Source organism: Oxynema aestuarii AP17, from assembly GCF_012295525.1.
Taxonomy (GTDB): Bacteria; Cyanobacteriota; Cyanobacteriia; order Cyanobacteriales; family Laspinemataceae; genus Oxynema; species Oxynema aestuarii.
Window position 1 is genome coordinate 715,562 of the sequence record NZ_CP051167.1, and the last position, 13,217, is coordinate 728,778.

The window sequence follows — 13,217 nt, forward strand, 5'->3', positions numbered from 1 at the left end:
TTCGCTTGCCGACACAGAGATCCCCATTGTTGGTTGAGGAGAGTCTCTCTCCCTGGCATTCTCGATCTCGGCGATCCCCGCCCATCTTCACCCGGGAGTTCGCGCGATTCCCGCTTGCTCGCGTCTGTTTGAACCCGCTTAAAGCAGCGATCGCCGCCGATCGTCGGCTTTGAAGATTTCACTGGTTTTGAAATTATTAAAATCGAGGCAGAAGGGAACTCTAGAACCAGAATCGAGGTTTCACGATCGCCCCGTTCACCCCCAGGCGATCGGCATCCGTTCCCGAGCCAAAATCGCCGGGGTGAAACCCAATCCGTTGAATTCCCAATCGCCGACAGGGACGAGGGTGATGAACCGTAACAATCCATTTTTCAATCACAATCCAAGCCGAAAAGGGGACGTTCGCGAACTGTCTCCCCAGGAGAATCGCGCGCCCCACGAGCCGACGGGTTCGACCTGCGAGTGTGCGACCCGATGGCAAGCGCATCCCAGTAGCCATTGTCCCGTCTCCTGTAGTCGTCTCCGTCTGCTCGAAGGGATCCTCTCCTCCCTCGACGAGGCCATTTGGTCTGTCAGTGTTTCGCGAGGGGAGACCTTTTACGTCAGTCCGGCTGCCGAACGTATTTACGGACGGGCGATCGCCGATTTTTTCAACGATCCCCACCTGTGGTTCGACACCATCCATCCTGACGATCGCCCCCGAGTCGAACGGGTACTCGCTCGGGTGACGAGCGAACGCGGCTGGGATTTACAATATCGGATCGTGCGACCCGACGGCGAGATCCGATGGCTGCACGAACGAGCTTCTTTAATTCGCGACCCCCTCACTCGGGCCGACCGCCTCGACGGGATCGCTGCCGACATCACCGACCGTCACCCACCTGCGTCAACTCCCGGCAGCGATCGCCCCCCGTCCCGAGAACAATTGTATCGAGAAGCCCTGCGACATTTTCCCAACGGGGCGATCGTCATTTTCGACGAAAACCTGCGCTACATCGTCGCCGAAGGTCGGGGATTGGTCGAAGTCGGACTATTGAGCGAAGTCCTCGAAGGGCAAACCATCGACCAAGTTTTCCCACCGTCGATCGTCGCCGACATCGAACCGCAATATCGAGCCGTCTTCAACGGCGTGGACAGCCTCAACCAGATCGTCTACGGCGATCGCGTTTACCAAGTTTACACCGTTCCCCTACTCGACAAATCCGGCGCCGTCTTCGCCGGAATGGCCGTGACCCAAGATATCACCCACAACCAGCAGATCCAAGAAGCCCTGCGCGAAAGCGAGGAACGCTGGCAATTGGTGCTAGAAGCGAATAATGACGGCATTTGGGACTGGAATATCAAAACGGGGGAAGTCTTCTTTTCGGCGCGCTGGAAAGAGCAACTGGGCTATGCAGACGCCGAAATCGCCAACCAGCTCCAGGAATGGCACGATCGCATTCATCCCGACGATCGCGAGTCCGTATTGGCGGCGATCGCGGATCACTTCCAACGCGACAGCGAGTTCTACGTCGCCCAATATCGCCTGCGAGCGAAAAACGGCGATTACAAATGGATTCTCGACCGAGGCAAAGCGCGCTGGGACGAGGACGGCAACCCAAAGCGGATGAGCGGTTCTCATGCCGATATCAGCGAACGGCAGGCGATCGAACAAGCATTGAGAGAAAGCCAGCAAAAATATAAAAGTCTCTTTGAAGCCTTTCCGATCGGGATTTCGATTACCGACGGCAACGGCAGCTTGCTCGAAGCCAATCCCGCTTCGGAACGCATTTTGGGCCTGTCCCTCGACGAACATACCTCCCGCCGATACGACGAGGAATCCTGGGCGATCGTGCGATCGGACGGCACCCCCATGCCTGCCGAAGAATTTGCCAGCGTGCGCGCCCTCAAAGAAAATCGAACGGTCGAAAATGTGGAAATGGGGATCGTCAAAGGCGACGGCCAAATCACCTGGATTAGCGTGACGGCGGCCCCGATTCCCTTAGCGGATTACGGCGTCACGATCGGCTATATTGACATTACCGAACGCAAAGAAACGGAATTCGCTCTGCGCGAGAGTGAGGAACGTTTCCGCAGCTTGGTCGATTCGATGAACGATATCGTCTTTACCCTCGATCTCCAAGGACGACATACGGGAATCTTCGGCTGCGGTTACGAACAGTACCAAGTCGATCCGCGCTATTTTATCGGGAAAACCGCCCGCGACCTGTTCGGCCCCGAAGCGGCGCGGGTTCACGAAACCGCCAATCGTCAAGCCCTCGCGGGAGAGCAAGTCATTTACGAATGGTCCGCCCCGAGTCCGAACGGCAACCTGCAATATTTTCAAACCTTGCTCTCGCCGTTGAGAGATCCTGGAGGAGCGCCGATCGGCTTAGTGGGGGTCGGTCGGGATATCAGCGATCGCAAACGGGCCGAAGAAGAAAAAAGCCGTTTGATCGCCTCGTTAAGGGCGAGCGAAGCCAAATTAGCGCAAGCCCAGCGCGTCGCTCATTTGGGGAGTTGGGAGTTCGAGATCGACACCCAAGCGTTTAGCTGGTCGCAGCAATGTTATTCCATTTTCGGCGTGAGTGAGGACACCGTTCTCGATTACGAGGCTCACTTAGCCCAAATCCATCCCGAGGATCGCCCCCTATGGCAAGGGACGATCGCCCGAGCATTAGAAGATGGATGTTGTTATCAGTTTATCTATCGGGTTTACGGGGCGGACGGCTGCCTGCGCTACGTGGAAACCCGAGGAGAAGGAATTTTTGCCTCGCAGGAGAGGAATCCGGATCGCGCCGAGGACGGCGAGGAGGTTTGCGATCGCGTCGTTCGCTTATTCGGTACGGTGATGGACGTGACGGAACGACAAAAAGCGCAAATTGCCCTTCAGGAGTCGGAAGCGAAGTATCGGGCGTTGATGAATGAGGCGGTGGATGCGATTTTGCTCAGCGACGCCCAAGGCTATATTTTGGAAGCGAACAAGAAAGCCGAGCAGTTGTTGGGCTACAGCCAACAAGAGTTACGGGGAATGCACTCCCGCCAACTGTACCCCCGTCAAGAACGGAGTCGGATTTTGAGTAGTTTGCACCAAACCGCCCGGTACGGGAAGAGTGAAGTCCTCAATACTCAGGTATTGTGCCGGGATGGGTATACGATTTGGGTGGATCTGGCGTCGAGCGTGGTGGAGTGGGGGCGCGATCGCCGGGTGGAACAGTCGATTTTACGCGATATTACCTTCCGGATCGAAACCGAACGGATGTTGCGCCAACAAGCCCAACGGGAACGGTTGATGGGGTCGATCGCCCAGCAAATCCGCCAGTCGTTGGAGTTGTCGGAGATTTTGAACGCGGCGGTGGTGCGGGTGCGGCAATTCTTGCGCGGCGATCGGGTGGCGATCTTTCGGTTCGAGAGCGATTGGAGTGGCAAGATCGTCGCGGAATCGGTGGCGGAAGGGTGGACCTCGTTGATGGGATTGCAGATTGAGGATCCTTGTTTTCAGGAAAAATACGTACCCCTTTATCGAGGGGGGCGGATTCATCGCGTGGAGGACGTGGAGCGATCGCCCTTACCTCCGTGTTATTTACAGTTACTGGCTCGTTTTGAAGCGCGAGCCTGTTTGGTGGTGCCGATTGCCCAGGGCGAGCGCCTCTGGGGGCTCCTCGTCGCCCACCAATGTCGCAGCCCGCGCCCCTGGCCCGAGAGCGAGGTTAATTTTTTGAGTCAATTGGCGTCTCAAGTGGGGATTGCCACCCAGCAATCTCAATTGTACGAGGATTTGAAAGTGGCGAATGGGGAGTTGCAGCGACTGGCGACGTTGGACGGACTGACTCAGTTAGCGAATCGGCGACGCTTTGACGAGTATTTAGAGCAAGAATGGCGCCGTCTGGCGCGGGAACGCGAACCGTTGTCTTTGATTATGGCGGATATCGATTTTTTCAAGTCGTACAACGATACTTACGGTCACCAGGCGGGGGATGAATGTCTCAAGCAAGTGGCGCGGACGATCGCCGCCACGGTCAAACGTCCGGCGGATGTGGTGGCCCGTTACGGCGGCGAGGAGTTCGCGGTGATTTTACCGAAAACCAATTTACAAGGGGCCGAGTGGCTCGCTCGCCGGATTTGCGACCGGGTGCGGGGGTTACAATTACCTCACTCCGGATCGGCGATCGAGTCGTGGGTGACGCTCAGTTTGGGAACGGCGACTTGTATCCCGACTGCCGACGGGTCGGCGAATCTGCTGGTGGCTCACGCGGATCGGGCGTTGTACGAAGCCAAACTGCGCGGTCGCAATCGTTGTTATGCTCTGTTGAGTCACTGCACGCGCTGACGGCCCGGGAGGGTTCCCTCGGGGTTTCCCCAGGAGAATCGCGCCCAAAGACCCCCTTGACGCTAAACTGATGAAAATTGACGCCCGAGGCGGGCGAAGGCAACTGCCGATCGCGAAGCGACGCCGGAGGCGTTTCGCGATCGCCCCCCGGGTCGCCGTGTTTCCCGCTAGAATGCCCCAAAAGAACGCTTGTTGATGAGTAAAACAGTTATCCAGACCGAAAGCGCTCCCGCCCCCGTCGGGCCTTACAATCAGGCGATCGTCGCCGGGGGTCAGCTCGTCTTCGTCGCGGGTCAAATTGCCCTCGATCCGCAGACGGGCGAAATTGTCGGCCCCGATGATGTAGTCAAACAAACTCGGCAGGTGATGGCGAATTTAGAGGCCATCCTGACCGCTTCCGGAGCGACCTTCGAGCAGGTGGTCAAAACTACGGTCTTTTTAGCCAATATGAACGACTTTGCCACGGTCAATGCGGTCTATGCCGAGTATTTTCCGGAAGCGAGTGCCCCCGCCCGCGCGGCGATCGAGGTGTCTCGTCTGCCGAAAGATGTTCTCGTCGAAATTGACTGCATTGCCGTCATTTAAGTCGCGTAACGAGAGTTTTAAAATTTAGACCATCACACGCGCATCGATCCGGTACGATCGGCGATCGGCGTGATGGCATCGCCGTCACTCAAATCTGGGAAAATAAAGCAAAATAGTCACAGCGTCGCTCACAGGCGCTTTGACCGAACTATCCAGTTTTTGGCAGGGTTGGCGTCTGTGAGCGTGGGGCGTCGGGCGATCGCGCCAGCATCGTACCCCCCTCCCCCGAAAAAGCCGGGGGATTGCCTGTGGAGGCCGAATAAGACCGAACGAGGTGAAGATCGAGAGGCATCGGCTGTTGAAGCAGAAAGCTGCTTGTCGGTCGTGTGGCGATTCCCCTAGGGAAGCGCTTACGCGTTCGCAACTGGTACTTCAAACCCAGCACAATCCCGATCCCTTTGGGATTGAGTTGGATCGTAATGGCGAATCTAGCTGAGGTTATACGGTTTAATGACAGTCCAACAGCCCACAAATACTTCCATGACCACGAATAAATCGTCCAATACCTTTAGAACTACAATTCTCAGTGTAGACCTGGGACGAACCGCGACCAAAGCCTGCGTCAATCGCGACCCCAATCAAGTCGTGTTCATCCCCTCCAACGTCAAATGCGTCCCCATCGAAAAACTGCGCGGTGGCGAGTTTGAAGCCCGCCCCAGCGATGCGTTGATGGATATTTGGCTCGAATCCCAAGGACGCGGTTATGCCCTCGGTCAATTGGCGGCGGACTTCGGCGCCGATCTCGGCGTCGGCGCTTCCAAAGTGGAGAATTCTTTGACCAAGGTTTTAGCTTGTGTCGGCTATTTCGGTATCGAGAACGACGTGGCGATCGTTTTGGGGCTGCCGTTTCACTCGCAAGACGAGTTCGAGCAAGAAAAAGAAGAAATTGTCAACCTCCTGACCGGATCCCACCAAATGAACTATCGCGGTCAGCCGATCTCGGTCAACGTCCAGAAAGTTTGGGTGATGCCCGAAGGCTACGGCAGTCTCATTTGGTGCGAATCTCAAGAAAAAGCCGATAAAAAAGGCAGTTCTCCCGACTTTTCCAAACTTTCCGTCGCCGTCGTCGATATCGGACACCAAACTACCGATTGTCTGATGGTCGATTCTTTCCGCTTGGCTCGCGGGGCCTCTCAAAGCGAAGCGTTCGGCATGAGCGAATTTTACAAGCGCGTCGCGGTGGAAGTTGAAAAAGTCGCTCAATCGGATATAAAGGTAGACAGCCAGTCTTTAACCTTGATTAATGCGGTCAACCGTCCTCGCGGGGAACGCTTCTTCCGCCCTCGTGGTGCCGTTAAACCGATCAACCTCGACGATTTTCTCCCGAATCTTCAAGAACATTTCGCTCGCGAATTGTCCGATCGCGTCGTGGCTTGGCTTCCCGAACGGGTGACCGATGTCATTCTCACCGGAGGCGGCGGCGAATTCTTCTATGCAGGACTCGAACCCCTACTCAAGGGCGCTGGACTGAGAGTGCATTTAGCCCAACCTTCGCGACAAGCGAACTCGGTGGGTCAGTATCTGTACGCTGAGGCGCAACTGGCTGCTGCATCTTCGTTCAACCGATCCTCTAGAGCCTAAAGCTAATGAGACTGTGGTCAAACAACACAAAGAAGCGTGTCGAGTTTACCGACGAGGTGGCCGACCGGACTTTGTTAGCCTCTGTAGAAGCTGAGTTAGCAAAGCACCCGTCGAAAAGTTTCAGTCATTTGTGCAAGCAAGCCCTGTGGCAGTTGTTACACGTTCCGGACTCGGTACGACCGACATCCTCAATGGGTGCCGTTGACGAGCAAATTGCCCGCCTCCAGGGTCAATTGGCGAATTTGGAACAGCGTATTGCCGCCAAGGAAGCAAATCGACTCGACGAGATCGAACGTCAGGTGCAGCAACTCACTGTGCAGGTGTCGCAGTTGGCGATCGCAGTCGGTCAAGGCGGCTCTTTCTCTGGGTCGCCTCCTCAGCCAGAACCGGAACCGGAACCTCCACCGCAACCTGTCGATCCGATGTTGAGTCGTTTGAGCTCGTTAGTCGATGATTTTTAACGTCGTTTGGGTTGATTGAATTCGGATCTCAATATTGCCTCTGTTACCTTTGAGAGCCATCGGTCAAATGTTGTTGACGGGTGGCTCTTCCCATTTCGGGCGGGGAGAGGGAATTGCCCTACCGCAGTCCGGCCAAAGCGATCGCCTCTGCTGACTTCTATGGACTAAGGAATAATATCGGTAACGACATTCCCCCCGGTGACGACGACATTGCGATCGCGCAACTTGCCAAACGCTTTCGGTCCACTCAAGGTCATCGGCGGTTCGCTCTGGCGGTAAATCACATCCCCTTGCGCCTCAAATTCCTCCGTTGGAATCGACCAGGTCATGCGGTCGGCTTGTAAGTTCGCTTCTGGGTTACGGGCAACTCCGGTGACGCCTCCGGTCAATTCGGCGAGTTTGCGGTCGATTTCCAAGCGTCCTCGTTGACCTGTAAAGGTTAATTCTTGTTTTCGCTGGACGAGGGTGACGGGTTGGGCGGAATCGATGGTTTGAGCGTCGAGATCCCACACCATGCGATCGCCCGTCACGGTTAACGGCGGTTCGGTTAAGCGAATTTCGGTATTTTGCTGAAAGTCGGCGATTTTGGTGTCGATTTTCAATTGGGCGCGATCGCTGACGGCGACATCGGTCGCGGCGCAGTCTCGGACGTTCTCGCACGGATAGCGCTCGATTTGGATGGGGCGATCGCTGGTGACGGTGCGATCGTCGATTTGCCAGACGAAATGCTCGCCACTCAATTGCAACACGGGGGCTTGTCGGGTGGATCCGATCGCGTTCCCCGTCAATTCAATCCGCTTGGCGCGACTGTAGGCGCGCGCTTCATTTCCGGAAATCTCCATTTCGGGATGAGTTCCGCGCACGTTATTGCGGACCACGAGCAAATCTTCGGCGGGCAGCCATTCGAGTTCCTCGCCTTCCAGCACCGCTTTCGTCGCAACCGCCGTAGCGACGATCTCCTCTTTGAGCAAGATTTTGGCGCCGTTTTGATAAACTTCCCCCCGTTTGGCGCGGATTTTATAGACCAACTCCCCGGCGCGAAATAATTCGCCTTCCGGTCGTTCTACGTAAGTCACTTCATTCTCGGCGCTGTAACGGGCGATCGGCGATCGCACCTTCCAGACCATCTTACCCTCGTCGTCCACCTGTTCGAGGGTCACGTCATTGAAGGTCAGCGCTTTTTCGATCGCCTCGTCCGTCGGAGTCGAAGGCGCACTTTCTTTCCCCCCCTGAAAGGCGCCACAGCCGTTCGAGGCGATCGTCAGCGCACAGCACAAGCACAACAGGCCACTTCTGCGGATCGCGACCTTTTTGCTCGCCCATTTGAGTCTTGCAAAAACTTCAGGCACGTTCTTCGTGTTCGTCGGCAATCCCGATCCCGGACAGGGGCCGATAGGTATAGTTCGGGTGTCTTGGGGTTTTTTGAATGTCTTCTTTAATCGATTCTAAATCGATGTAGCGATCGGCGACATTGATCAAACTGTCGCTGGTCATCGATCGCAAGCTGACCACTTCGACGCGCACTCCCCGATAACTGACTGCATCGACCGCATAGGCGAGATCGCCGTCTCCACTGACCAACACTGCGGTATCGTAGGACCCCACCAAGGCCATCATATCGACGGCGATTTCCACATCTAAGTTGGCTTTTTTAGAGCCGTCGGGTAGTTGTACTAAGTCTTTAGAGATCACCCGATAGCCGTTGCGTCGCATCCATAGCAAAAATCCCTGTTGTTTTTCGTTGGTGCGATCGACCCCGGTATAGAAGAACGATCGCAGCAACCGCGATCCGGCGGTGAGGCGACAGAGCAATTTGGTGTAATCAATTTCAATTCCCAATTGCAAGGCTGCATAAAATAAATTCGACCCGTCGATAAAAATCGCGACGCGCCCCCGATTTTCTAAAACCTGTTCCGGTGTAAATATGGTGTTATTTTCAGGATGTTGTAACATTTTCTTATTTTCCTCTTTTTTATCAAAAAATTGATACCAAAAATGCATTGAACGAAAGGAGAACCGTCGGACTGTAGCGATCGGCGTCGCTGGTTTAAATCTCGCTCGACTCTTCGTTTAGATGCTTCGATCTTCGATCTCGATCCCTGGCTTTTAGCGAGTTGTAACTCCCGCAAACCTCCTTATTTTTTCCTTGGAATCTCTGGAAGTAAAAAGCCAATTGCCCTAGGCTCGCTCCCTGGTTCAAGTCCTCAAAGCAATTGGAATTTAACGTCGATCGGAGCGCCCTTAATTTGCTTTCCCCGTTTCTCTCTAGAATGGATGCCTGATTCCCTCCTCTCTCCAGGCAAAGATTTCCTGGGGAGACGATCGCGGGGGCGATCGCTCCGCTTTGCGTTTATTCCAAACGACTAAAAACAGGTTGCGGTTGCCCTAATGTCTGTCTGTTGGGTAGTGTTCCCCAACGGACGTGAACAGTAAAGCTTTCCTTAACATCCCTTAATGTTTTGCCGCTATTTTTGTCGTTGAAATCCATTGAATAACCGAGTTGTCGGTAGATTTCCGTACTGGTATTGGGGACGATCGGAGCTAGGAGGTAAGCGGCCAATCTGACCGATTCTAAGACGCTGTAAAGAATTTGTTCGACGGCTTCTTGTTCCCCTTGTTTGTACAATTTCCAAGGAGCGCGATCGTCGATGTATTTATTCCCCATCCTGACGAGGGAAAGAATGGCTTCGCAGGCGCGATCGAACCGTAAAGATTCGTAAGCGGCGATCGCCTCTTCCCCGAGGGAGCATCCGGCGACTTTTAAGGGACAATCGTCGGGGATCTCGGCTCCACTGAGATCGGGAACGACCCCCTGACAATATTTGTGCGCCATTTTCAACGTCCGATTTAATAAATTCCCCAGGTCGTTGGCCAAATCGGCATTGAGAATATTCTTAAATCGGGTTTCGTTGAAATCTCCATCGCGACCGAATTCAATTTCTTTGAGAAAGTAATAACGAACGGCATCGGATCCGTAGCGGTCCACTAACTCAAATGGATTGAGGGTATTGCCCAAACTTTTGCCCATTTTCTGACCGTCTTTAGTCAAGAACCCATGTCCGAAAACCTTATTGGGCAAGGGCAATCCGGCGGACATCCACATCGCGGGCCAATAGACCGCATGAAAACGGAGAATATCTTTACCGATCGCGTGTAGGGTAATCGGCCACCACTTGGCGATCGCGTTTTCTAAGGTGGGTTCGTCGTCGGGATCGAGTAAGGCGGTGACGTACCCGAGGAGGGCGTCAAACCAAACGTAGAGGGTATGACTGGGATCTCCCGGAACCGGAAATCCCCAATCGAGATTGACCCGAGAAACGGAAAAATCTTGCAGTCCCCGTTCGACAAAACTGAGGACTTCATTACGGCGACTTTCCGGCTGAATAAAGTCAGGACGGTCTCGATAGAGGGCTTCGAGTTGACTTTGGTATTTCGAGAGGCGGAAGAAATAGTTTTCTTCGTCGCGCCATTCAGCTTCTCGATTGGAGTGGATCGGGCAGCGATGACCTTCGAGGAGGTCGCGTTCTTCTTTGAATTCTTCACAAGAAACACAGTACCACCCTTGTTGCCGTCCGAGATAGATGTCTCCGTTATCCCAGACGCGCTGAAAAAAGGCATTGACGACGTGTTCGTGACGTGGGTCTGTAGTCCGAATAAAGCGATCGTAGTGAATGTTGAGTTTGTGCCACAATTCCTCGAATCCTGCCGCGACGCGATCGCAGTGTTCTTGCGGCGTACTTCCCGCCGCTTCGGCAGTTCGCTGAATTTTTTGTCCGTGTTCGTCGGTTCCGGTAATGGTCAATACCGATTTACCCCGCAATCGCTCGAAACGACCGAGAACATCGACAGCCATTGTCGTGTAAGCACTGCCAATGTGTGGGAGGTCGTTGACGTAGTAAAGCGGTGTGGCGATCGAAAACCTATTGTTATTGTGTTCGGACTCGATATAGCTCATGGATAAAGTCAAAAATGACCCCCATTTTCTGATGAACGACATACATGAGGGACTTCAGGTTTCTATTTTAGTAGGTATGTCGCCACGGTAACGATTAAAGTTGAATGAGCGATCGCGCGATTGCCCAAAACTTTAAATTTCTCGATAAATTTTTATATCTTTCATCGGGACGATCGTTAAATTATCTGACAAAAATCTTAATATTTATCCCGATTTCAAGACGGACTTGTGTCGAGTTTAGCCTCCTGCAAACTGACCGATCGCCTTTCCCCTACCCTAATAACGATCGGATTTTTTCAGCTAGAACGCCTTGCCAATATTATATCGATCTGTGGGATTACTCGCCCCCAGAACGATGGGCTTGACTGAGTCAATTCGAGGAAAAAATCGGACTCTCGCACGGAGCCCATCTCGATCTCCTCTCTCCGTTCCGCTTAAAATTGCTGGCAAGCTTGAATAAGCCAACTATCGATTTATCATATTTTTCAACAACTGTAAAGTAATATTACACTCTACCTTGAGACCACACAAAACTCATCAGGCAGTTACGCTCTATAGTTGCGATGTCATTCGATCGCCGATTACCAATTTCTCGGGGGTTTCTCTGGGGGGTTGGAACCAAGATTTTCGTTTACAACGAGGATCGCATTCCACCTTCGGGAGCCGCCGTGTTCGTCAGCAATCACCGCAGTTTCATGGACGCTCCCCTATTGATGGCGGCAAGCGGACGACCAATTAACTTTGTCTGTCATCACTACATGACCCGAGTGCCCGGATTGCGGGAATTCGTCGATGCTTTCGGCTGTTTGCCCCTGGAACCGAACGATCGCCCGCAACACCGCTTTTTCCGCAAAGCCCTGCGTTGCTTGCAACAGCAGCAGGCGATCGGTATTTTCCCCGAAGGCGCATCGAGCATGGTGCAGATGAGCGCTGCGAACGAGCTGGCCCCCTTTAATCCCGGATTCGCCCATTTGGCCTTGAGCGCGCCCGTGGATGAGTTAGCGCTGATCCCCGTGGCGATCGCCTCTGTGGAAGAAACCGTTTACAGCCCCTTACCCGTAAGGATGCTGAGCTGGTTCGACCCGTCGGAACCCTATTTCCAACAAGACGGCTGGCACCCGATCGTCATTTACCGACGGGTCAACCTGCTATTCGGTCGTCCGCGTTGGATTTCGCGATCGCGACGCCAAGGCGATCGCCCCTCTTTCGACAAAACCGCCATTGAGCAGTTAAACGCGGACTGCTACGGTGAAATTGACCGCCTCCTGCGTCGGGGTTGCTACTAAACCCCCGTCGCTTTTTCATTCCCCCATCCCCGTTCGTTCCCCGTCATGTCACAGTTAAATCGTGCCTTCGAGCTCTTGCAACCCGTTCCCGACCGTGGCGATCGCCCGATTTTAGTCTTTTTCCCCGGAATGGACGGTCGCGGCACCTTGCTACAGGCGCAAATTGAAAAAGGTCTCGATCGCGCCTTCGACCTCCGTTGTTTGAGTTTGCCCCCGAACGAGCGCGACTCGTGGTTTGAAATGACCGAACGGGCGATCGCCGCCCTCAAAATCGCCAAAGGCGATCGCCGCCGTCCACTTTACCTCTGTGCCGAATCTTTCGGGGGCTGTCTCGCCTTAAACGTGCTGCTCGCGGCTGGGGATCTCGTCGATCGCGCCGTCTTAATCAATCCCGCCTCCGCCTTCGATCGCCGCTCCTGGATTCAGTGGGGATCGCACTTGAGCGGCTGGATTCCCGCCCCCCTGTACCCCCTCAGCGCGATCGCCTTACTACCCTTTCTCGCCTCCCTCGGGCGCCTTTCCCGGCCCGAAAGCCAAGCGCTGCTCGCCGCCATGCAGTCCCTTCCCCAAGAAACCAGCAGTTGGCGGATTGGCTTGCTGCGCGACTTCGCGATCGCCCCGGAACAACTACGCCAGATTCAAGTCCCCGTGGCGATCGTGGCCAGTGGCGCCGATCGCCTGCTCGCCTCGATCGCCGAATCCGAACGCTTGCTGACCCATCTCGGCAACGCCCGCCGGGTTATCTTACCCGAAAGCGGTCATGCGTGCTTGCTCGAAACCGAGGTCAACCTCTATCAACTGCTCGGCGATCTCGACTTTTTGCCTCCCGCCGCGATCGCGCTTACTCCAGGGTGCGATCGTCACTGAAAGGGGATCGGCCCCGTAGTCGGAACCCCAAAACAATTGCTAAAATAGCGAACGGGTTACTAGCTCAACGGCAGAGCGCGGGACTCTTAATCCCTCGGTTCGGGGTTCGAATCCCCGGTAACCCATTCGTTCTCGTCTCTAGACTCGGGCCGCCACGTCCAGCCTGGGGACCC

Annotated in this window: 9 protein-coding genes and 1 tRNA gene; 7 read left to right on the plus strand and 3 right to left on the minus strand. The window is 54.6% G+C overall.

The features are described 5' to 3' along the window. Positions 1-187: 187 nt before the first annotated feature. The 4 genes from HCG48_RS02955 (at position 188) to fcmC (ending at position 6,936) form a co-directional block, all read left to right on the plus strand. On the plus strand, positions 188-4,309 hold the full coding sequence (locus HCG48_RS02955) for a PAS domain S-box protein (RefSeq protein ID WP_168567825.1): 4,122 nt from the start codon (positions 188-190) through the stop codon (positions 4,307-4,309). 195 nt (positions 4,310-4,504) lie between these two features. Then, the gene (locus HCG48_RS02960) at positions 4,505-4,894 is read left to right on the plus strand and encodes a Rid family detoxifying hydrolase (protein ID WP_168567826.1); all 390 of its coding nucleotides are present in this window, start codon (positions 4,505-4,507) and stop codon (positions 4,892-4,894) included. Between the two features lie 450 nt (positions 4,895-5,344). Next, positions 5,345-6,475: a filament morphology actin-like protein FcmB gene (fcmB, locus tag HCG48_RS02965; protein ID WP_168567827.1), complete on the plus strand. Its 1,131-nt coding sequence runs from the start codon at positions 5,345-5,347 to the stop codon at positions 6,473-6,475. 5 nt (positions 6,476-6,480) lie between these two features. Continuing rightward, complete coding sequence (fcmC, locus tag HCG48_RS02970; RefSeq protein ID WP_168567828.1) at positions 6,481-6,936, plus strand: filament morphology membrane protein FcmC; 456 nt, start codon at positions 6,481-6,483, stop codon at positions 6,934-6,936. 164 nt (positions 6,937-7,100) lie between these two features. Here the strand turns inward: fcmC and lptC are convergent, their stop codons facing one another. The 3 genes from lptC to metG form a co-directional block, all read right to left on the minus strand. Beyond that, on the minus strand, positions 7,101-8,285 hold the full coding sequence (gene lptC / locus HCG48_RS02975) for an LPS export ABC transporter periplasmic protein LptC (RefSeq protein ID WP_168567829.1): 1,185 nt from the start codon (positions 8,283-8,285) through the stop codon (positions 7,101-7,103). Further along, positions 8,278-8,889 carry a LabA-like NYN domain-containing protein gene (locus tag HCG48_RS02980; RefSeq protein ID WP_168567830.1) on the minus strand — a complete coding sequence of 204 codons (612 nt, stop codon included), beginning with the start codon at positions 8,887-8,889 and terminating at the stop codon, positions 8,278-8,280. Before HCG48_RS02980 ends, lptC begins: the two co-directional genes overlap by 8 nt. Before the next feature lie 397 nt (positions 8,890-9,286). After that, on the minus strand, positions 9,287-10,891 hold the full coding sequence (metG, locus tag HCG48_RS02985; RefSeq protein WP_168567831.1) for a methionine--tRNA ligase: 1,605 nt from the start codon (positions 10,889-10,891) through the stop codon (positions 9,287-9,289). 563 nt (positions 10,892-11,454) lie between these two features. On the opposite strand from metG, the gene HCG48_RS02990 reads away from it, so the two are divergent. From HCG48_RS02990 to HCG48_RS03000, 3 genes are all read left to right on the plus strand, one after another. Continuing rightward, positions 11,455-12,177: a lysophospholipid acyltransferase family protein gene (locus HCG48_RS02990; protein ID WP_168567832.1), complete on the plus strand. Its 723-nt coding sequence runs from the start codon at positions 11,455-11,457 to the stop codon at positions 12,175-12,177. A 45-nt stretch (positions 12,178-12,222) separates the two neighbouring features. Then, complete coding sequence (locus tag HCG48_RS02995; protein ID WP_246259868.1) at positions 12,223-13,044, plus strand: alpha/beta hydrolase; 822 nt, start codon at positions 12,223-12,225, stop codon at positions 13,042-13,044. Positions 13,045-13,097: 53 nt separating this feature from the next. Further along, a tRNA-Lys gene (locus HCG48_RS03000) sits at positions 13,098-13,169 on the plus strand. Positions 13,170-13,217 lie beyond the last annotated feature (48 nt).